The following is a 22,750-nucleotide window of genomic DNA, read 5'->3' as shown; positions in this document are numbered from 1 at the left end:
TTTTTTTAATTACTCCTTCTTCCTTACTTCATACTATTATGGGTAAGTTTAGTAGAACGGTATGAGGTGCGAACTAATGCCCACAGAAATACAGGCGGTTAAATGTTTTATTTGGTGCCAAAGAATTACACAAATGTATTTACCAATTTCTCTAGTTAGACTAGATGAAAGAAGTAATAATATTTTCATTCTCGCAGGTGAAGATATCGAAGTTTTAATTGACAGAAATGGAGAAGTAACAATTCTATGAATCATCCTAATTTTCAAACCATGAATGAATCAGAATTACGAGCTTATGTATTAGCTCATCGAGACGATACCGAAGCATTTTATGCCTTAGCAGATCGCCTGACATCTAAACCAGGGCGTAAGTTATCTGACGAAGATTTAGAGAGATTACCGGAAATTTTGGCAGAAATCAAAAAACAAAAACCATAAATCGTCCGAACGATAACCCTGTAGAGACCTTCCATGGAACCTCCCTACAATGTGGTGTAATCGTATTGATAGAAGAAGAGATGTTAAATAACTACTCTGGTAGCCAATCTTCATCCAATACCTGTTCCAGAGAATAAGGGTTAATTTCTGGTAATTGAAGTCTCGATTTAGCTTGAGCAATTTTTCTAGCTTTGCCATAAAGATAGTTAAGTCGTTCAGCTAAATGATTTCGTAAATTTGTTGTGATTTTTAATTCTAATTGAGTCCGAAAAGTTAAAATTTCTCCATGCCAATGCCTGGAGTTATTAGCTATTTCTTCCTCCCAATATTGATAAAGTAGTAAATGTTGAATAATTAAAATAACGAAACTTTCAACAGCACTTTTTTCACTTCTACCCAAGGCTTCTAATTCTTCAATTAAGTTCTCATAATCTAGGTTTTCTAACTGACGATTATTTAGTAGTTTGATTGTTTCTTCTAACCACAGAAAATAATCTACCTCATACAGTAATTTTAGATCGGTAATTTGATTAACCATATTTTATGTCTATTTGTGAAAAAGTTAGCGATCGCGCCACAAAAATTTCGATATAAGATTAATAAACCATATCGTGAGTGCCAATATCAATCAAAATAATAACTTCTTCTGTGGTATTTTTATCAATCTCTAAAGAAAAAACTATCCTACAATCATAACCACAAGAAAAAGCTTTTAACCCTAATAATTTACCTTGTAATGAGTGAGTGCTTAAAGAAGTTGCAAAAATGTCTTCTTGCATTAACTTTATTGTTTGAAGAATTTTTTGCTCAAGTTGAGAATTTCGCTTCACAAATTTACGAAATGACCGTTTAAATCTTGGGGTTAAAACAATTTCTCTGATTAATCTTCTGTTAAAGTTGCTTGTAACTCAGTGATAATATTTTCTATAGGTTGAGATTGTAATTCTCCTCTATGAAAAGAGGCGATCGCTTCTTTTGCTGCTTGAGCTATTTCCTCTCGATTAGCTTCAATCATTTGATTTTTAACAATTTCTAATAACATTTCTCTTTGTTCAACGGAAAGTTGGTTAACTATTATAAGAGCCTCTTCTAGTGTTGCCATAATCTATACTATCCTAATTTAATTACTATTATTTTCCCTAAATTATAACTTAGTTTGGTTAGAGTTTAGTAGGGGACTGTTTCATCCCTTGCTTTATTAAACTCAGACAAATTGACAGAAATGGTGAGGTAAAAATTCTATGAATCATCCTATTCTTCAATTAAGTTTTCATAATCTAGGTTTTCTAATTATAGAAGATAATTAATCGAAAACGAAAAATAGCAATCCCGTAGGGGTTTGGTCTCCAAACCCTTTCTGGATATTTCATCGTGATTTATAACAGCTTTCATAAAAATAGAAGATAATTAATCGAAAACGAAAAATAGCAATTTCGTAGGGGTTTGGTCTCCAAACCCTTTCTGGATATTTCATCGTGATTTATAACAGCTTTCATAAAAATAGAAGATAATTAATCGAAAACGAAAAATAGCAATTTCGTAGGGGTTTGGTCTCCAAACCCTTTCTTGATATTTCATCGTGATTTATAACAGTTTTCATAAAAATAAAAGACAATTTCAAGAACTATGAAATCTATGTTTAATCGTTGGAGGTTTCAGACGTATTTCTGCTATGAAATGTAACTGTGCAAGTAAGCAAAAGTAGCTTTAGATGCTCCAATGCTACTTCAATTTCTAATTGCTGATCTAGACTAAAAAGACCATACACAGAACATCCATAGTTGGAGTTAGGTTCCTGTGGAGATTTAACTACGATTTTGCATTCCATTAAAAGCTCCTGTAAATGCTCTAGTGTCATTTCCACTTCCAGCTTTTTTTCTGAAGTGAAAACCCCAGTTACAGCTATTCCTCCTTTAGATTGTGGTTTTTTTTCGGTAAGGGAAGTGTCAAGAAGTTCTTCAGAAAATTGGGCAACGGTGCTACTGTCACTATTTTCCCAATCAACCAGGCAGTTCCATTCTTTTATTCCTACAACCTCACATAAGCTTTGAAAATTTTTAACCGAAATAGGTTTGCCACTAATAAAACGTTTCAAGGTTGATTCGGAGACGTATGCTTCCCAGCACCACTGCCGTTCTATTTTATTCCAACCTTTTTTCTTTCTGGCTGTATCAATCATTTCTATACCTTCTTTGTTCAGTTTTATTGAACTTGCTTTTCGTCCCATAACTCCATAGCTTGAAATTTTTATTTAAGTTTTAAACTACTACTACTGCATTTTTTTTAGCACACTTAGCTAAAAAATGTATGGTCATTATTGGTTTATAAAAAGGTCATAATGATTAGGAAAATTTGAACAAAATCAATACCTTTTTGGAATTACTCCTTAGGCTATTTATTATTAAAATAATTTTTGTAAGTTGTCGATCTTCGACAACTTTTTTCAATATACAACTTTTTTAAGTAATGGTGCAAAATTAATTTTTTAGTTTGAGATAGGGAAGAAAGAACCTGAAAACTAAAACAGGTAAGGGATAACAGGGAATAAACAAAATGTGTAATAATTTTTCATAGGCACTTAAGTTGTCAATTATCGAGAAAATATTTCATAGGCACTTAAAGTTGTCGATTATCGACAACTTTAATAGCTCATCTGTACTATACTAATATTTGTAAGACTAATCTCTATTGTGTTCGCCAAGCGATGGTTTTTATCTCCATAAAATGATTTAGTTCTATGACTCCAGTATTTTAGTCAAACTACTACTACTGACTTTTAATACTGTCTAACTGCATAACAACTACTTAGGTTCTCCGAATCCTAAAATAAGCAATCTTAGTTCCATGACTCCAGTCTTTTGGTTAAGCTACTACTACTACTTATCCAGAGTCGAGTCCTAAATGTTTAACGGTTATTCGGTAAAATCAGTTCAATATTCCCAAATTTGCCTCACTAACTCTTACCTAAAATTGAGGCAAAGTTGAACTATTTTTTTATTCAGTATTAGTTAAAGTGAAAATTAAGTAGCTTGACCTTTAATACTGGAGAATAATAATGGGAAATAACAACTTTCCAGAAAACCAAAAACAAACAACTTATACCGAAGTCCAGGAAACTAGACCTATTAATGTAATAGATCAAATTACCCACTTGGCAATAGAAAATCAAGAAGTTGGTTTGATAGTTGGTAGTGCCATTGGTACTTCCATCATTATTTGCGCGATCGCCCACTCAGCAGCAAAACTAATCCGCGCCGTTCGTGGATAAACGTTTCCCTAGGGTATTGATATGGGGCGACTTGCGAGTTGCCCTACTGCTATGTTTTTGCCTTTTTTTAAATATTTACCCCTTTTTTCCTTCTTGCTTCTTCCTTTGTGATTGATTATGTTGGGTTTCGTACCTCAACCCAACCTACATGAGTAGCGATCGCTTCTCTACAAGAAAGAAATCAGTCCGGTAGGGTGCGTTTTCGGCTAAGAGCCGACATGGAAAGCGGAGCATTCCGTAAGGAAAACATTGCGTGACATGAAAATGAAATGTAACCCACCACGTAATTAGGAAAATTTCACTATTTATCTCCCACAACTGGGTGCTTCAGAGAATGAATTGATTATTGCTCCATACGCAACAGTCGGAAAATTCCACTATTTATCTCCCACAACTGGGTGCTTCATAAAATGAATTGACTATTGCTTCATACGCAACAGTCGGAAAATTTCATTATTCATCTCCCATAACTTGGTGCTTCAGAGAATGAATTGACTATTGCTCCATACGCAACAGTCGGAAAATTCCACTATTTATCTCCCACAACTGGGTGCTTCAGAGAATGAATTGATTATTGCTCCATACGCAACAGTCGGAAAATTTCATTATTCATCTCCCGTAACCGGGTGCTTCAGAAAATGAATTGACTATTGCTCCATACGCAATAGAGGAAAAATTTCACTCCCATGACTGGGTGCTTCAGAAAATGAATTGACTATTGCTCTATACTCAATAGAGGAAAAATTTCACTCCCATAACTGGGTGCTTGAGAAAATGAATTGACTATTGCTCCATACGCAATAGAGGGAAAATTTCACTCCCATAACTGGGTGCTTGAGAAAATGAATTTATTATTGCTCCATACGCAATAGAGAAAAATTTCACTACTCATCTCCCACAACTGGGTGCTTGAGAAAATGAATTTATTATTGCTCCATACGCAATAGAGAAAAATTTCACTACTCATCTCCCACAACTGGGTGCTTCAGAAAATGAATTGACTATTGCTCTATACTCAATAGAGGAAAAATTTCACTCCCACAACTGAGTGCTTCAGAAAATGAATTGACTATTGCTCCAGAAAATGAATTGACTATTGCTCCAATAGAAACCCGGTTTATATAAAAAGTCCCACCATACAACATCTACCTCCGAGAAACCCGGTTTCTTAAACACTGGAAATAAACTGATAACTGATAACTCAATTTACTCTTCGCATTCCAAAAGATTAAACTTACTAACAGGATAATCTAACGGCAAAAACGTATAACCCAATGGCGAACAACTAGACTTAACAACCTGAGTAAAACTAATTTTTGACTCTTGCCGATCGCCATTCCCCAAAAAACTTATATCTCCCGTTGCACCGTAAGAACTAAAATCTTCACTTGCTAAAGCTTGTTGTAAAGCAATGCGATTTAATTCCTTTCGTTCCGGGAGAGACTCCAAAGCCGTAATCAAAGCCTGAACAGAATCATAAGCAAAAGCTGTACGCCAACTCACAGCACCACCCCAAAGTTCCTTTGCTTGCTGAGGAAAATCTAGATTAGGACTATTTAAACTGTGCCAAGGTGTAGCTACCACAAGCTTTCCCTCAGCTTCATCAGCACCAAACTTGAGAGTATAATCATTATAAAGACTATCTCCAGCAACGATCGGTAAATTCAACTGCCAATTTGCTTTGATTACCTCTATTCCCTTAGATAAATTGAAAATATCCGGCAATAATACTATAGCTGTAGCCTCTTGTTTATCTGCTCTATCTATCGCAGCACTAGCATTAAAAGCAGTTCTCGATAAATCAAATTTCTCATCCAAATCTTTAACTACTTTGCCACGACCTGCGGTGAAACTCAGACTAAATTGATTCTTGAGAGATTCACTGTAAACATCATTAGGAATATGAAACAAAGCCACTTTTGGCTGTTCATCTTCAGACTGACTAATTAGGTAACTCGCCATTGCTTGAGCTATCGTCGCATCAGATGGAATCATCCGAAAGAAAAAATTATTGCGATTAGATAACATCGAACTATTAGCAGTAGGAGCAATTAATACCAATTGATTTTCTTCATAAGTTTGAGCTACTTCCATAGTAATTTGACTAGAAAGATGACCAACTACAGCTAAAACTTGACCAGTTGCAGCCAAATCATTTGCTCTAATCACAGCTTGTGCAGAAGAATTTACATCATCAGCAATAATCACAATTAAACCCTTACCTCCGATCCGGCGTTCGCGGAGCGTTGCGTCAGCAGTATCGCTTTGGTTAATTTCCTCTTGAGCTTGAGCAACTCCCCGCAATATTTCCAAACTATAGTTGAAAGCGCGTGACTCACCAGTTATTGGTACTGCAACAGCTATAGTATAAGCTTCAGTATTGTTAGCCGCCAATTTAGCATTATTCAGGTAAATCAGAATTTCTGGATCGTTAATTTGTTTGTTTCTAGCTGCTTCTAAGAGCATGACTGCCTGCAAATAATTACCATCAGCAAAAGCTTTTACTCCTTTTTCTTTATCTTTTGCTGCCGAACCAGGAATCAGAATTTCTTCGCCACAACTTAACTTGTCATCAAACTTTAAAGGGCAAGTTGTTGGTGCTTCAGGTAAAAAAGCAATGACAACAGCTATTACTCCCAGTGTAAATAGAGAAATCTTGCCTAACCATTTGTTAGGTTTAGGTTTAGTTTTTTGAGATTTACCCTGGAAATTAAGTAGTTTTAGCTGGAGTAGTCGCGAATAATACTTGTTTTCTGTTACAGCAGTCGGTTGTTGTTTTTGAGTAGGTAGAAGTTCAACTTCTGTTTCTGTTTCTACTTGTTGTTTGTAAGTAGCAAGACGTTCCAGAATATCTTCAGTTGTTTGGGGACGACACTGAGGCAAATTTTCCATCATCTCATCAATTAAGTCTGCCAACTCTTGTGAGATGTGAGTAGCACGATCTCGCCACATTAATCTACCAGTTTGAGGTTCTGTGGGCAACTTGGTAGGTTTTTCAGCAGTTAGTAAGTAAACTAGAGTCCGACCAATAGCAAAAACATCCGACTGTCTTGTTACTTTGCCTTCATATTGTTCTGGGGATGTATAACCTTGAGAAATAATTCCAGTGACATCTTTACCTTCTACTTGTTTTACATAAGTTTCTGTAACTTGCCTCATAGCGCCAAAGTCAATTAATGCTAGTTGACCCCACTCTTGTTTTGGCGACTGTTGCCGATCTGCTATATGATTTTTTTTCTTCTCAAGTTCCCTTTTGTCGCCCTCTGTTGTTCCAAGTGTTTCTGTATTATTTCCTTGTTGTGCAACATTTTTTGGAGTCAGTGAGATTGGAGATAAATTTTCGGCATTCGTAACTTCTTTATCTTTTGACTCAACTTGGCTATTCTGTGACAAATTTTCAGATACTATCTGTTGTACAATAGTAGGATTTTGGTTTTGTACTGTTGAGGTACGCAGCATAATATTTGTTGGTTTAATATCCCGGTGGATACAGTGATGCTGATGGAGCTTGCTAATAATTTCTACTAATTGTGTTAGCCAAGCGATCGCTTGCTCTTCTTCTATAGATTGATTGTGATGATTGTGTTTGAGCCATTCAGATAAATTGATACCCTCAATTTTTTCCATTACCAAACAGTGTAATAGTCCCACACCTTCCGTTGACTCAATAAAGTATGCCTCTGGTTCCACTTTTGGCAATCCAAGATCGTGCAATTCTTTTAAAACATTTGCCTCTTGTTCAAACAGAGCAATGACTTGCTCCATTTCTTCATCATCTATTGCTTTTGGAACTTGCAATATTTTCAGAATTTTTCTTGTACCACCATCATCAACTTCCCAAGTTTGACCAAAACCAGAGTCTCCTAGTAATTGAATTGCTTGATAGCGATTTTGTAATATTTGTCCAGGATTAATCATTTGAAAAAAGGTGAATTATTTAATTATTAATTATTCGGTAAGGAAAAAAGCTATTTTGACTACGAAAATTTGACACCACTAAAAAATTGGGAACAATTATTAAGAGATAAAGTTGACAGAATTATTGATGAAAATTCAGATCAGATATCTGATCTTCTGTACGAAGAGAGTTTCTTAGAACCACTCTAAAAAATTATCAATCAACTAATGAGTCAGTACCTCTGCTGACTATTTCCTATAGAATTTTTCCGAGTTTCTCAACTTTCACATGCATTAGTATCTGGGGAAGTCGGGAAATCTAAATGCTCCGTTAGTATCTCCTAGTCTAATCAGATAATAATCGCCTCTAAAAAATTATCAATCAACTAATGAGTCAGCAGAGGTACTGACTATTTCCTATAGAATTTTTCCGAGTTTCTCAACTTTGACAAAATTAGGATCTGAGGAAGTCGGGAAAATTTTACTCAGTTAATATCCGCGAGTCTTCTCAGAGAATAGTCGCCTCGGAAAAATTCTCAATCAACTAATGAGTCAGCAGAGGTACTGACTATTTCTGGCAGAATTTTTCCGAGTTTCTCAACTTTGACATGCATTAATATCTGGGGAAGTCGGGAAATCTAAATGCTCCGTTCGTATCTCCTAGTCTAATCAGATAATAATCGCCTCTAAAAAATTCTCAATCTACTAATTAGTCAGCAGAGGTAACGACTATTTCCTATAGAATTTTTCCGAGTTTCTCAACTTTCACATGCATTAGTATCTGAGGAAGTCGGGAAATCTGAATGCTCAGTTCATATCTATTAGTCTCCTCCCACAATAGTCACCTCTGAAAAATTATCAAAATAGTAAATCTTCCCCAGGGGTACTGACTATTTCTTGCAGAATTTTTCCTCATTTCTCAACTCCCAGAAAATTTAGTATTTGCCGAAGTCGGGAAGTCTGAATGCTCAGTAGATATCTGTTAGTCTCCTCCCATAATAGTCACCTCTGAAAAATTATCAAAATAGTAAATCTTCCACAGAGGTACTTATCATCTATTCCCATATTATTCTGTTGGAATTGAAACAACTTCTAATTTTTTCTCCTGTGGTAAAACATGACTCATTACCTGAGTCACAAAAGACTTCAAGAAATTATTCTCTTGAGTCTTGCTAAATACACCTTGAATAATTTTTCCTAATTTCTCAATATTCACAGAATTACTATCTGTTTGAACAGCAAAATATTCCACTAAACTCATACCTGCTACTCTAGTTAAATAAGCAGCACTTACCGCTTGAATTGCACCACCAGCGACAAAAGTTACACTATTACTTTTTAGGATAGTAGTTAATGTTTTAGTAGATAATTCTACCAATCCAAGTTTTAACATCAACTCTGCCATAGTTCCCCCTACTTCCTTGCCTTTTTCCAGGGAAAATTTTTGCTCATATATAGCACTTAAATCTACTATTAATTGAGCATTAATAGCCGCCGTTGCTAATAAATCTAAAGCAGGAACTGGATTAGCAAATGCAGCAGCAGCAGCTATCCATTGATATTGTTCAATTATAGGAATAGCTCTTTCTCTTCTAATTTGATTGAGAATATTTTTTGCTTCTAATCTAACTATTTCTGCCTTTCTTGTAGTAGTCGCCCAGACTAATTTTTCCCTTTCCTGCTCTAATACTTGATTCAGCTTTTCTGTCAATCCAGATATTTCTGGTAATGGTTGTTCTATAGATTCTTGAATATTGCCATCCTCTTGATATTTCCGTACTTTAATAGAACTAGGTTGAGCAGAAATTCCCAGTAAATTTTCTTCTGAGTTAATAGTAGATAAAGTGTCTTTGATTTTTTGGAAAATTTGTGGTTTTTGGTCTGGCAAATATAAATCTTGTTTATTCCAAACCAAAATAAAACGTTGACCAAAAGTTGTTAGTTTTGATAAAGCTTGAAATTCTGAATCTATTAAATCGCCCGTAGTTACAAATAATATTAAATCGTAAGGCGATAAAGGATTAACTTTAGCATCCTCATTTTTGGTTATCCATTCCGACTCCCAAGTTATATCAGTAACTTCTATTTTTTGAGAATTTTCAGATATCAACTCAGACTTTAATATCTCAGTCAAAGCAGTTTTACCAACTCCTTGATTACCCGTAATAACTATACTTAATTCCTCTCTTTCTAACTCCTGAGTAAGAGTAGTTACTTTTTGACGTAGTTCACTAATATCATTACCTATTTTTTCAGACTTATTAATACCTTCCACTTCCAAAGCAAGCTGATCTATAGTAGTAGTTAAAGTAGCGATCGCTTTTTCCGCAGCTTCTTTTGTTGGTGATGGAATTATAGTTGCTTTCTGGGGCGGTAAACATTTTGGTCTTTTCAATAACCAAACCCCCAGACTTGCTGCCATAATTCCTAACATAGTAGTTCCACCAAATTCCGTCACAGAATGTTGGACACTATCTAATAACCATAACAGTAGAGATAATCCTATTCCCCCTACTAAAATTGGTCGTTGTAATTTTACAGCCATTTTTATTCTCCTCAAAACTCCCTTTATTATTGATTTTATCTTAATCATGCCATTTCAGTTATCAGTTATCACTATTGTTTAAGTTGTAATACCATTTCTCTATAACAATGCGCTTAAGAATTATTACCCAGACCTGAATTTTAGCGCATGAATTTGAGCGGATAATTAATAATTATTAATTAAATAATTTACCTTGAAAACCTCCTCTTTCAAAGGGAAAAATCGGTCTAGGGATGCTGATAAAACCTAGCCATATCCAATCTCCCCTTGAGAAATAAATTTTTTCCTTCTTGGTCAATCTTCTCCCTAAAAGGGAGAGGTAATTATCCATTATCCATTAATGAATAATAGCTGTTATTTTTTATTAAGCGCAACATCAGGTCGAAATGGTATTAGTATAGTTTCTCTTTGAAATTCTAAATTCTGAATTCTGAATGGAGAGGTAATTATCCATTATTCATTAATGAATAATAGCTGTTATTTTTTATTAAACGCAACATCAGGTCGAAATGGTATTAGTATAGTTTCTCCTTGAAATTCTAAATTCAGAATTCAGAATTCAGAATTCTTTAATTTTCCTCAAATCCCTAATCTGACAAAGTTGAATTAACACGGGAAGCAGCTTTTTCAGGTTTTCCTGAAAGAGGGAAAACTAACACACTATTAACATTAGAATCATTAACTAATTCCCGAAGGCGATGTAATTGTTGATCTGTAATACCAACACCGTCATATTTTTTCGCATAATTTAATTCTTCCTGAAAATTATCTTCATTATAAGCTTGAATAAAAACTCGATCTACCGACCATTTTTCCCAATCTGCTGCAAAATATTTTTTTGCCCAATAAGGGTTGTGATGAGAGATATCAAAACTAACTGAATTATTAGCTTCTTTCATTTTTTTAATCATTCGCTGAGTAAAATTCGTTAAGTTAGAAGTTCGGTCAACTTTTCCTGGTAATTCTGCATGATATCCCAGATAATCATCCCATTGAACAGCATCTATATTGGGATATTTTTTGACAAATTCAACTAAAATTTTAGTGAAAAAATTAGCCACTTCTTCCATTTCTACATCTAAAACATAATGCTCGATTCTATCGTAGGTTTTGTCTACTCCAGGAACTATCCATTTTTTCCTAATTGCTAAATCAAATATCGGACTATTTTCATCTATTTTAATACCTTTCTCAAAGTAAGCATGAATTTCCATTCCTTGTTTATGTGCTTCATCAATTAACCAGTTTAACCATTGTTCATTAAATAGATTCGGGCAACTTTTTGCTCCTAATATTTGTTCCATTACTTCGCTTTTGTACATAGTACAACCATTTCCCCACACCCCATGAATTATTGTATTAAATCCTTGTTTTTTGTAATAACGAACTCGTTCACGAATTGTTCTTTCATTAGCATTATTAGTTACAGCATAACGACTTAAATATATACCTCTAATTTGTTTTCTCTCCCAAGGAGTTAAACTTTTTTCATCTAAGGAATTATTCTTAGATTGAATTGGATGAACAGTTGGTTTTGGAGAAGGAGTTGGTAATGGTGTTTTGATTTTAGATGAGTCTGGTAAATTTTTAGTTACTTCTGTTGGAGATGGTTGAGTTGGAGTTAATTCTGTTTCCTTTTTTTGTGGAGAAGGAGTTGGTAATGGTGTTTTGATTTTAGATGAGTCTGGTAAATTTTTAGTTACTTCTGTTGGAGATGGTTGAGTTGGAGTTAATTCTGTTTCCTTTTTTTGTGGAGAAGGAGTTGGTAATGGTGTTTTGATTTTAGATGAGTCTGGTAAATTTTTAGTTACTTCTGATGGAGATGGTTTGAAAGGAATAGGTACATTAGGAAACTTTTCATGGAACCAAGAAACAACAGAAGTCTTAGATATGACTTGAGATAAATCAATATTCTTTCTCTCAATAAACCACCAATAACTTCCTCCTAAAATCATCGTCAAAATTAGCAGTTCTACAAGGCAACCTGCATCAAAAAGGCGAGAAGAGTCAGAATCTTTTTTTGACATAATAAAATCCTCATAAATTTAGATGAGATTTTTTCTATTTAGTTAATTTCGATATAATTTAACCTTGCAGAATAACTACTACAAAGTTAAGTCATTTTCCGTAAGCATTTCCTGGGGAATACTGCCCAAATAGCGGTTAGCTGTTAGTTAATCTCCTGCGGATAAACTATGTTATCAACTTCCGAAATACACCTACAATTTCCTGCCATAGAATTGTATTGCTTCACAACTAAAATTTATTTTTATTTTGCTTAAATACTCTGGTTGAAAATGCAGTATAAGTTCAAAAAAACCTTGCTTCATTCATTAAATTAAAAAGCTGAATGCTGACTGCTAATAGCTGAATACTGATTTAACCTTGCAGAATAACTACTACAAGGTTAAGTCATTTTCCGTAATAATTTTCGGAATACTGCCCAAATAGTGGTTAGCTATTAGTTAGTCTCCTGGGGATAAACTGCGTTATCAACTTCCGAAATACATGTACAATTTCCTGCCACAGAATTGTATAAATTCACAACTAAACTCCGTTTTTCTTGTGCTTCAATACTCTCCTTGAAAATGCAGTATAAGTTAAAAGACAGCTTACTTCATTAATTAAATTTAAAAGCTGACTGCTGACTGCTAATAGCTGAATGCTGATTTAACCTTGCAGAATAACTACTACAAAGTTAAGTCATTTTCCGTAAGCATTTCCTGCGGAATACTGCACAAATAGCGGTTAGCTGTTAGCTATTTTCCTGGGGATAAACTAGGTTATCAACTTCCGAAATACATCGACAATTTCCCAGCACCAAATTGTATTAGTTCACAACTAAAATTTATTTTTATTGTGCTTAAATACTCTGGTTTAAAATGCAGTAGAAGTTCAAAAAAAACTGGCTTCATTCATTAAATTAAAAAGCTGAACGCTGACTGCTAATAGCTAAAAAATAACTTAACCTTGTAGGGTAACTATTACAAAGTTAAGTTATTTTTCGTAACCATTTCCTGCGGAATACTGCCCAAATAGTGGTCACCTATTAGCTATTTTCCTGCGGATAAAATAGGTTTTCAGCTTCCGAAATACATCGACAATTTCCCAGCACCAAATTGTATTGGTTCACAACTCAAATCTATTTTTATTGTGCTTCAATACTCTGGTTTAAAATGCAGTAGAAGTTCAAAGAATGCTTGCTTCATTCATTAAAAAGCTGAGAGCTGAATACTAATAGCTAAATGCTTACGATTTTTCTTATTAAATAAATACAATCTCTGACTGGAAAATTTATGATTTTTTCTCAAATCATACTGAATCTAATTACTTCTAACCAAAATAAGGAGGTTCATTTCCTGGTTTCCATTTAATATTACAACCTACACTAGGTTTTTGTTCTTCCCCTATATTTTTTCCTGCTAAAACTACATCTAAAGCTGCTCGTAAATCACTTCCCGTTACTGGTTTTTCATTACTAGGACGACTATCATCTAATTGCCCTCTATACGCTAATTTAAAATCTGCATCAAATAGGAAAAAATCAGGAGTACAAGCAGCAGTATAAGATTTTGCTACCTCCTGAGTTTCATCAAAACAATAAGGAAAATTAAACTCTAATTCTAAAGCCATTTCTTTTAGTTTATCTGGAGCATCATCAGGGTGAGTTTCAATATTATTGGAACTAATAGCAACAATTCCCACATCTTTTGAAACATAATCTTTGCCAATTTTAGCAAGTTCTAATTGAACGTGCTTTACAAATGGGCAATGACGACAAATAAACATTACTAATAATGCTTTTTTCCCCTCAAATGTTGATAGAGAAATTGTCTTTTCAGAAACTACATCTAGTAACTGAAAATTTGGTGCTGGAGTTGCCAATGTTAGCATTGTAGACTCTGTTAAAGCCATAGTATGATTATTCCTGTATAAGTTTACTTTCTAGGGAAAAAAATACCACATTTTTTGTCGTTATTCAAATGAAGTACAGCTTTTTTTCTATTCCCTATTCCACACTTTTTAGGCAAAAACACCACATTTTTTTTCATCATTCAAATAAAGTAGAGTATTTTTTTCTTCCTTCTTCCCACACTCCCCACACTCCCCACACCTCCCACACCTCCCACACTTCCCACACTCCCCACACCTCCCACACTTCCCACACTTCCCACACTCCCCACACTTCCCTAATTTGAAGATACTCTTTCTAATGGAATTTCCACTATAAAAGTAGTTCCTTTACCAACTTCACTAGAAAAATCTATTTTTCCACGATGCAACTCTACGCACTGTTTAACAATAGACAATCCTAATCCTGTTCCTCCTATTTTGCCTACATTACTTGCTCTGTAGAAAGATTCAAACAATTTTTTTTGGTTCTCAACTGGAATACCTATTCCCTCATCTTTAATCAGAAAAATGCCTGTTTGATCGTTCAAACTCAACTGAAAATCTATCTTACCTCCTGTCGGTGAATACTTAACAGCATTAGATAACAAATTATTTAAAATATGTCGAATTAGTTTCTCATCCATCAAGAAAAATTGCACCTCATTATTGCCAGACTTAGACTTATATTTTGTGGAAAATTTTTTGCTAACCGTAAAATTAATAATATGTCTATCTCTAGCAGTAACTTTAATTGAATTAACAATATAATTACAGACTTTAATCAAATCAATAGGTGCCGGTTTATATTTCAGTTTTCCAGCATCCGCTTTACCAATAAATCTGACATCATTTAGCAGTTCAAGCATTTCTTGTGTAGACTCTTCAATAAATACTAAATATTTATCTTTTTCGACTTCAGTAATTTGAGATTCATAACTTCGTAGCAATTGAGTAGATAATAAAACTGTATTCAACGGATTACCAAATTCGTGAGTAACCATTGAGAAAAAACGACCCCTTACTTCTCTTAAATCTCGTTCTTGTTCCAAAGCTTGACGTATTTTTTCTTCCTCTTTTTTCCGCTCTGTAATATCTCTACCTATATAAACAAAATTTTCTACTCCTTCAACATCTGTCTGAATTACTGAACAAGAAAATTCAACAATAATTTTTTCTCCACTTTTGTTCTGACAAATTAAGTCTACATCTTGAGATACTTTTCCTTGTAATAGCAGATGTTTCTCTCGCGCTTTATGTAGTAATTTTTCTTGGGGAATAATCATGGAAATTTCTTTGCCTAGCAACTCTTCTTCCTGATAATCAAATAAAATTTCTGCTGCTCGATTAATAGTTTTAATCACTCCCGAACTTGTTGTTACCAATAAAACATCTCCCATGTAAGTAATAATTTTATTAATATAATCCTGAGACGCAGTTATTTTATTTAATAAAAGATTAGATTCATTGGCACTTTGAATTAACTTTTGCTGCATTACCATTTTTTCAGTGACATCTTCTACTAATACTATTAAATTTTGCTCCTGGGAATTTTCATCTAAATCAGCAATTACAAGGATATTAAAATATAGAGGATTTTTTTCTGTGGAATATCTAGCTACCCCCTCATATTCAAAATTTTCTCTCTTGCCACTAATCACTTCCTCTAATAATTTTTCAGATCCTACTAATTCTGGAAAACTATTCTGAATATCTTCACCTGGAACTGCTAATTCTGGAAATTCAGCAAATTTTTTTAACCCATTTGATACCTCTAAAATTTTTAACTGGGAATCAATGATCGAATACTCTGTTTGACGAGACGATAATAGTTTTTTAAATAGGTTAATCATCGGTGCTTTAAACTGAAAAATCTAATTTATTAAGAATAGGGAGTAGGGAGTAGGGAATAGATAAATTAGGTATAATATATCCTTGGGTTTGGCCAATGAATCTTTCAAAAGATTACTGAATCTTACTTATTATTTAATAACTGAAGTCTTACCAAAGTATAGCATTATTTTTGCGAATTGGTATTATACTTAATTTATGATAGGTACTTTCTACTAAACCTATTTTCCCAAAAATCTAACACCTAAAACTTATTATCTAATACGTTTTTTTTAGGAATATATAGCGCCTTATTAATAATAGTTCAAAAGACTTAATATAACTACGTTTAAGAACAAAAAAATATTATTTGGTAGTTTTTAATTAGTGACGTAACTAAATTATTAACTAATTAATTCCCAACCCTTCAACTATTAACAACTATTAATTGTCTGGTTTTAGCTGTCTTTACAAAACTGCTAAAATTAGCTAATTTGCTTTGACACTAACTTTTAATTTATCCTCAATCTTGCCATACTAAGTTCCTCCCTCAAAGATAATAACTGAACTAGCTGATAGCTGAATTCTTACATTAATTCTGTCTCCTATCTCCTAGAGTCTGTCATCAATTAGAAGTTAGAAGCTTTGTCACTCAAGGTTTTTAGTGTCTGGAGTCTTTTAAGGTTAAAAACTCAAAACTCTTGCTACATAGCACTTTCAAATTTAATTTATGATACACCCTAACTACTAATACCAAATCTAATACCAAATCCATATTACTAATACCAGTTAATACCAGTTTTATAAAGATTTGCTACAAATAAATTTTAGGTTAATAGTGGTAGGCGCTAATTAATAACCAAATATTCATATTTTTAGCATCATAAATTAAGTTTCCATTAATACTAGCTCGTTATTTTTAACGTTCTTTTTTTACACTTAGTATTAGTATAAGAAGGTATTTAAAAAAGTCTTATCTTTACTTTACATCGAATTTAGGGATGGGATAAGCATCCCTCAATAACCGAATTTTTTCTACTCCTTTCAAGCTGTTTATGCCACTATCCTATAAGATAACTTATCAAAAATATCATCCACATTTTCACCAGTTTTAGCAGATGTATGATATGTCGCAATAACTCTTTCATCTTCCCGATCGCTAAATTTTAATAATAGTTGATTAATTATTTCTGCATCAACTAAATCAGATTTATTAAAAGCCAATATAGCTAAACTTTGAGGATTTATTGAGAAAAATAATTCTAATCTTTCAGCTAGATTATCTATAGTTTCTTGACGAGTGACATCTGCAACAACTATCGCTCCACTCGATCCTTGTAAATAACTAGGAGCGATCGCTTTAAACTTAGTATGTCCTTCTAAATCCCAAATTAATAGCTTCAAGGAATTATTTTTTTCTGTTTCTGTTGTGGCTAAATTTACTATTTTAGTAGAAATCTTTACCCCCACTGTAGAAAGATATTTATCACTAAATTGTCGATCCACAAATCGACGAATTAGGCTAGTTTTTCCCACACCAAAATCACCAACAAGACAAATTTTTTTCGATATCATAATTATAGTCAGTTGTCTTTTGCCGTTCCTTTAAACAAATCAAATGTTACACACCTACTTAACAATAGTGGTTGATTAGACTCCACATCTTGAGGAGAGTTTATTTGTCCAGTTACTTTTAATCGTCTGGCATCTACTCCCTCCTTTACTAAAGCATACCTAACTACATTTGCTCTTCTCAGGGCCAATTTTTTGTTAATATTTGGATTGCCAGTACGATCTGTATGACCTATTATCCTAAGATTTTCTTGAGGGTATTGACTCAGAAATTCTTTAATGTCAGCTATTGTCTTTGCATAAGCAGATTCAAGTTTAGCTGAACCTCGAGCGAAATAGATGCGCTCTTTCACTTTTAGTGGATCTAGTTTAATCGTGGTAGTGACAGATTCAACTCCAGGAACTTGTTCAATTTTTTTGGTTATTTTCTCAACATCTGCCATATCCATCACTGTTCCTTTGACTGTCACTTTATCTTCTGTATAGTTACTGCTTATCGACACTCCTTCTATTTGATTTAATGCTTTTGTGATTCGCTCTACTTCACCACTTATTTTCCAGGGGTCAGGTGGTACTTTTATAGCTACTATTTGATTATCTAGTTCTAAATCTAAATTAGAAAAATTAGCCTGTTCTTTGGCTATTTCTACTGCTCGATCAAGTAAATTTTGATTTGGTAGTTTCCCAGTTAGAGTTAAAGAACCTCTTTTTACTTCTGCATTTAAACTAAAACTATAAAAAGCTAATTCTGGAGCATTCGCCCAAGCTTGAGTAGTTTTGACTTCAACACTTCGATAAAGTCTACTGTAATACTGATAAATTCCCCAGGGAATTAAAATTAAACTTGCAACTAATCCACCAACTATTAACAAAGCAGTGGGAGGTTTAGAAATAGATAATTTTTTATTTTCATTTTCTTGTACATCTACATCTAATAATCCTTTTAGTTGTAATTTAATTGAGCTAGGGATTGTATCTGGATCGCCGGCAAAATTCTTAATATCTTTACCGTAATCTATGACAATATTGGTGAGTGTTTGTCGTAATTCTTTGATAAATGACTTGCTAGGTTCTCCCTTAATTACTACTGCTAAATAACAATATCCGACAACTTCTAAAATAATTTTTGAATCTCCATATTCAATCTCATTCAATTCTGAAACATCTCCAGACTGAACAATACAATCATTCACAAAACTCCGAATAGCTGTTAACATTCCCGCCACCATTTCTGATTCTAATTTTTCTCGCCCAGACTGTTGAGCTTCAGCAATTACTAAACCAGATTCTTTATGAATTAAAAATACTGCTTGGACAGCAAAAACCATTATTTCTGAGATAATAAGTTCTGCCTCAGAAACCCCTCGAAAAATTGCCTGAATTTTCCGTCTTATTCCCTTGAAACTAAATGTATCTGAAATTTTCTCATTAATTTCCCGGATTGCTTCTGTCATGTATTTAGAAATGGTACTGCCAATAACAGGATATAAAGCATCAACTATAGAATTTTGCTCTAAGAAAATTTGCTCTTTAATTGCTGTACCCATTTCTGGTGCTAATGCTTGGGAAATTTGTCGCTTATCTATCTTAATTTGTTCTCTAATTGCCGCTCCCATTTCTGGTGCCAATGCCTTAGCAATTTCTTGAGGATAATTCTGTATAACATAGGAAATTATTACTGGAAATAAAGGTGCTAAAACTTCAATAATTGATTGTTGGTCTTGTTCTGTTTTTTTAATCAGAATAACATCAATAATTGGTGCTAGTGCCTCAGCCATTACTTGGGGATCTTGATTTATTTGTATTGCTATTGCCGGAGATAATATAGGAGCTAGTGCAGAACTGATTGCTCCTCGATCTTGTCTAAATCTTTTTTGTATAGCTTCGTCAATTACTGGGGTAATTGTTTCTAGAACTTCTCCTTCTGTTTGACCTAAATGAGTGAATAAATTTTCTAGTAATAAAGGATTGAATAGATTTTTTAATTCATCTTGACGATCATTAAAGTTTTGTTTTTTCAGGTTAGTATTTAGCTTTCTAATTAATCTAGCTACTTGTGAACCAAATAAAAGATTTTGTAGAGCTTCAAACGCTTCTAACTCCGCATCATTTTGTTGATGACACCCTGATAATTCTGATAATTTTTCAGGAATAAATAATGGTTTTTCTCTGGTTGGTATTTCTTGTTGATGTTTGGTAGATTGACTCTCTAAATTAATAACATTATCGTAATTTTGACGAGAATATTTTGTGATGCTCTGATGGATTGAATTATGATTTTTTTCTGCTCGATCAGTTTCAGTTATGAGTAAATTTCTCTGCTCTTTAGACTCGATAAATTCCTCTGGCAATTCTGCTAGAAAATTAATTACATCAATAACGTCATCTTCATTTTCAGCAGAATTTTTAGTGATGCTCTGATGGATTAAATTATGATTTTCTTCCGTTTGATTAGTTTGAGTTGCGAGCAAATTTTTCTGCTCTTCAGGCTTAATAGATTCCTCTGTTAATTCTACCGGAAAATTAATTAAATTGAGGTCAGTCAATAAATTCAGCAAACGTTCTAACTGTACAACTGCTTCCGGGTTTAGTTCAACAGATTGATTATTATTTATATTTTGCTGATTATTACCGAGTTTTCTATCTAAGTAAGCCATTTTTCCCAGAACTTAATAATTGTTGTTTGACTTTAAAATTGCTGTTTCTAAATTTTGATCTGCTGCTTCCATCAGTTCAGTTACAAACTCAGTCTTTTTCATCCTCATGCCAATTTCAAACATAATTTCTGCCAAGTCATCCTGTGAAACTTTGCTATCTTTCAGTAAAGAAAAACGTTTCTCAAGTTCCTCAAATATTTGGCTTTTAAGATTCATAACATCATTTTGTAATTTCTCTCTTGTTTGAGACAAATCTGCCCGGATAGAATTTGTTTGGTTATCAATAATTTCATCCAAGCCTTCTTTAGTTGTAGCAATTTTACGATTTACTCTTTCAATTTTTTGCTTAGTTTCTCCAATATCTTCTTGAGTATTTTCCAGAGTTAAACTTATAGTTCTAATTTTTTTTTCCATAGAATCAACCGTAGCTTGTAGTTCTGTCGAAAAAGCATTTTTGACTTGCTCTATTTGATTAGAAATTTCTTGTTTAACTATGGATAATTCTGATTCTAAATTATCAAAACGACTTTCGTATTCTCTCAACTTAGAACCAAAAATTATATCGCGAATCTTGTCAATATTGCCCAGTCTTTCACGCATTTCTTCCTTGCTTAATTCAGCCATATTTTCTCCTACTAAACTAATTGCCAAAATTAGGCTCGACTTACAAAGTTTACACTATTATTTTACCATTTAATTTACTATTAGATTTTCAAATTCTTGCTTTGACTATTTTTCAGACTAGGGAGAAGGCGATAATACGAAATATCAAAAGTTTTGCTACATATCTCACGGGGTGACCACTAGATTCTAACTAAGGCCACTAAACGTCAAATATACAATTAGTTTACCAAGAAATAAGGTCTCGTACCTCTAGTGCAGGATTGCAGAAATAACTGACCAGTTACAAAATCCTAAAAGCCTTACTCAGCAATAATGCATGAATTTTGAATGCATTACTTCCGCGTAGGGGCACTAGGTCAAGCCAGAAGTAGTGATAACTCATAACTTAAATCACCTTAACTACTTATCTTATAGCCCAAATTCTACAAGGTTTGTCTAGATATAGAGATTTGACATACTCCCGACGCTCCCCTCCCCCCTTTCTAAGCTATGCTTTATATACATCTTTCTTAACATAAAACTTGACAACATAGACAAGTTATGTTTAATTCTTGAATCTGCTTTTTCAGGAGAAAAGAGTATTTTTCAATACACTTTTTTATCAATATAGACAGGATTTTTCCTTCTCATCCTCCCCATCCTCCCCATGCTCCCCACCCTCTCCACAAGGGTTTCAGGAGTTCCTGATCAGGGATAGCTTTCCAAGGGGGGTTAGGGGGGATGGAGAGCGCGGGATTCTGAGGGCCAAGTGAGCTATGACCGCAGTTTTAACAGAAGTGATGTCCTCCTTCTGTGTTGATAATAATCCTATTGACTCTTATGTGGCTTGAAGCTCAGACTTATATTTCAGTAGCATCGTAGAATCTAGCTGGATTTCTCAGCTAGTTATTGTAATGGCTATATATATAATTGTCAATGGCTATAATCAAATATAACTATAGAACCGTACTCCCTGGCCTGGCTTTCCCATCCCGACGCTCCCCTCCCCCCTTTCCAAGGCATTGCTCATTCTTTGTCGCCAGAGAATATTTAGGGAGAGGGTGGTCCCGATGGTCCCGATGGTCCCGATGGTCCCGATGAGGAGGATAAGGTCTTGGGGTATCCCAAGCTCCATAAATAAAAGCGGACTTTCCTCCCACACCTCCCACACCTCCCCACCCTCTCCTACTTTTTTCTAGGCGTAACAATAAATTGACCCTGCCTTTTAGTCAATCCTCTCCCTTTTAGGAAGAGGTAATTATCCATTATTAATTAATGAAACAACTGCTAGATGGTAAAAGTAAAAATGGTCAAAACCAGACACAAAATACACCTTTTTCTGAGCAGATTTATCAAAATAATTGGGTGATTTACTCCATCTAAATAGTGAAATGTTTTAGGATTGTTTATAAAAATTATTGTTAGAAAAATAACGTCTGAATTCAGAGTTCTGAATTCCTTAAAAAATCATGTCTGAAGAAAACTATTAATTACCAACAATATGCCTGTAGATAAACTACAAAAACTAGCAACTAAGTCTGTTGATTTCCTAGAAACCATTCTTGATAACTAAAACATACCATTAGCAGAAAGAGTAGAGATTGCTTTGCGAATATTAGAAATAGTTCAATCTACTCAAAGAACTACTCAAAATCCAATAACTTCAGCTAATAGCAGTATTGCTGCACCTGCTACCTCGAAAATACCGACATTTATGCCCAACTTTTCTCAGTCAACCTCAAATCAAAATCAATCCAAAATTTTACCTATAAAATATCTGCAAATTGATAATTTATTGGCACCTCAAGAACTAGAAGCAGTAGTCACAGTTGCTATCAAGAATCAAAATAATTTTACCGACTCTTCAGTTCACAATAAAAGCACCAATCAAGTAAAAAAATTTAGACAATCTTCAGTTCTCCACCATAAATTTTATCCCGAACTTGCTAAATCAATACAAAATCAAGTTTTAAAGACTCTTCCTATAGTACAAAATAGCACTAGAATATGTATTTATTTTATTTACTGAAAATTTATTCGGAGGTATAC

At 33.9% G+C, this 22,750-nt stretch carries 18 protein-coding genes; 4 read left to right on the top strand and 14 right to left on the bottom strand.

The window, feature by feature from the left end; all coding sequences use genetic code 11:
- The first annotated feature begins 76 nt into the window (after positions 1-76).
- Both F6K40_RS08160 and F6K40_RS08155 read left to right on the top strand, forming a co-directional pair.
- On the top strand, positions 77-250 hold the full coding sequence (locus F6K40_RS08160) for a DUF6888 family protein (protein WP_293133934.1): 174 nt from the start codon (positions 77-79) through the stop codon (positions 248-250).
- The gene (locus F6K40_RS08155) at positions 247-438 is read left to right on the top strand and encodes a DUF6887 family protein (protein WP_293133931.1); all 192 of its coding nucleotides are present in this window, start codon (positions 247-249) and stop codon (positions 436-438) included. The genes F6K40_RS08160 and F6K40_RS08155 overlap by 4 nt, the downstream gene beginning before the upstream one ends.
- A 91-nt stretch (positions 439-529) precedes the next feature.
- Here F6K40_RS08155 and F6K40_RS08150 read toward each other — a convergent pair whose 3' ends face one another.
- The 4 genes from F6K40_RS08150 to F6K40_RS08135 all read right to left on the bottom strand — a co-directional run bounded on the left by F6K40_RS08150 (position 530) and on the right by F6K40_RS08135 (position 2,665).
- Positions 530-976: a DUF29 domain-containing protein gene (locus F6K40_RS08150; RefSeq protein ID WP_293133929.1), complete on the bottom strand. Its 447-nt coding sequence runs from the start codon at positions 974-976 to the stop codon at positions 530-532.
- A 58-nt stretch (positions 977-1,034) separates the two neighbouring features.
- The gene (locus tag F6K40_RS08145) at positions 1,035-1,310 is read right to left on the bottom strand and encodes a type II toxin-antitoxin system RelE/ParE family toxin (RefSeq protein WP_293134070.1); all 276 of its coding nucleotides are present in this window, start codon (positions 1,308-1,310) and stop codon (positions 1,035-1,037) included.
- Between the two features lie 8 nt (positions 1,311-1,318).
- Complete coding sequence (locus F6K40_RS08140) at positions 1,319-1,540, bottom strand: hypothetical protein (protein ID WP_293133927.1); 222 nt, start codon at positions 1,538-1,540, stop codon at positions 1,319-1,321.
- Positions 1,541-2,077: 537 nt separating this feature from the next.
- Positions 2,078-2,665: a hypothetical protein gene (locus F6K40_RS08135; protein ID WP_293133925.1), complete on the bottom strand. Its 588-nt coding sequence runs from the start codon at positions 2,663-2,665 to the stop codon at positions 2,078-2,080.
- A gap of 828 nt (positions 2,666-3,493) precedes the next feature.
- Here F6K40_RS08135 and F6K40_RS08130 point away from each other — a divergent pair.
- Positions 3,494-3,706 (top strand): hypothetical protein, encoded by a 213-nt coding sequence (locus F6K40_RS08130; RefSeq protein ID WP_293133923.1) that lies wholly within the window; start codon positions 3,494-3,496, stop codon positions 3,704-3,706.
- Between the two features lie 1,206 nt (positions 3,707-4,912).
- On the opposite strand, the gene F6K40_RS08125 is transcribed toward F6K40_RS08130, so the two are convergent.
- The 10 genes from F6K40_RS08125 to F6K40_RS08080 all read right to left on the bottom strand — a co-directional run bounded on the left by F6K40_RS08125 (position 4,913) and on the right by F6K40_RS08080 (position 21,909).
- The gene (locus F6K40_RS08125; RefSeq protein ID WP_293133921.1) at positions 4,913-7,624 is read right to left on the bottom strand and encodes an ABC transporter substrate-binding protein; all 2,712 of its coding nucleotides are present in this window, start codon (positions 7,622-7,624) and stop codon (positions 4,913-4,915) included.
- Between the two features lie 1,045 nt (positions 7,625-8,669).
- Positions 8,670-10,148, bottom strand: coding sequence for a slr1306 family protein (locus F6K40_RS08120; RefSeq protein WP_293133919.1), 1,479 nt, complete (start codon positions 10,146-10,148; stop codon positions 8,670-8,672).
- Between the two features lie 587 nt (positions 10,149-10,735).
- Positions 10,736-12,175, bottom strand: coding sequence for a family 10 glycosylhydrolase (locus F6K40_RS08115; protein WP_293133917.1), 1,440 nt, complete (start codon positions 12,173-12,175; stop codon positions 10,736-10,738).
- A gap of 1,306 nt (positions 12,176-13,481) precedes the next feature.
- Positions 13,482-14,063, bottom strand: coding sequence for a thioredoxin family protein (locus F6K40_RS08110; RefSeq protein WP_293133915.1), 582 nt, complete (start codon positions 14,061-14,063; stop codon positions 13,482-13,484).
- Positions 14,064-14,199: 136 nt separating this feature from the next.
- The gene (locus F6K40_RS08105; RefSeq protein WP_293133913.1) at positions 14,200-14,334 is read right to left on the bottom strand and encodes a hypothetical protein; all 135 of its coding nucleotides are present in this window, start codon (positions 14,332-14,334) and stop codon (positions 14,200-14,202) included.
- A 4-nt stretch (positions 14,335-14,338) separates the two neighbouring features.
- Complete coding sequence (locus F6K40_RS08100) at positions 14,339-15,892, bottom strand: sensor histidine kinase (RefSeq protein WP_293133911.1); 1,554 nt, start codon at positions 15,890-15,892, stop codon at positions 14,339-14,341.
- Between the two features lie 1,030 nt (positions 15,893-16,922).
- Positions 16,923-17,450 carry a Rab family GTPase gene (locus tag F6K40_RS08095; RefSeq protein ID WP_293134068.1) on the bottom strand — a complete coding sequence of 176 codons (528 nt, stop codon included), beginning with the start codon at positions 17,448-17,450 and terminating at the stop codon, positions 16,923-16,925.
- 2 nt (positions 17,451-17,452) lie between these two features.
- Positions 17,453-20,098 (bottom strand): OmpA family protein, encoded by a 2,646-nt coding sequence (locus tag F6K40_RS08090; RefSeq protein ID WP_293133908.1) that lies wholly within the window; start codon positions 20,096-20,098, stop codon positions 17,453-17,455.
- Between the two features lie 12 nt (positions 20,099-20,110).
- Complete coding sequence (locus tag F6K40_RS08085) at positions 20,111-20,722, bottom strand: hypothetical protein (RefSeq protein ID WP_293133905.1); 612 nt, start codon at positions 20,720-20,722, stop codon at positions 20,111-20,113.
- Between the two features lie 935 nt (positions 20,723-21,657).
- Positions 21,658-21,909 (bottom strand): hypothetical protein, encoded by a 252-nt coding sequence (locus tag F6K40_RS08080; protein ID WP_293133902.1) that lies wholly within the window; start codon positions 21,907-21,909, stop codon positions 21,658-21,660.
- 398 nt (positions 21,910-22,307) lie between these two features.
- Between F6K40_RS08080 and F6K40_RS08075 the strand changes: the two genes are divergently transcribed.
- Entirely contained in the window at positions 22,308-22,730 is a 423-nt protein-coding gene (locus F6K40_RS08075; protein WP_293133900.1) for a hypothetical protein, read from the top strand.
- Positions 22,731-22,750: the final 20 nt, after the last annotated feature.

It is taken from the genome of Okeania sp. SIO3I5 (assembly GCF_010672085.1).
Classification (GTDB): Bacteria; Cyanobacteriota; Cyanobacteriia; order Cyanobacteriales; family Microcoleaceae; genus Trichodesmium.
The sequence above is the reverse complement of the archived record's forward strand: the minus strand, read 5'-3'. Positions and strand labels throughout refer to the sequence as shown.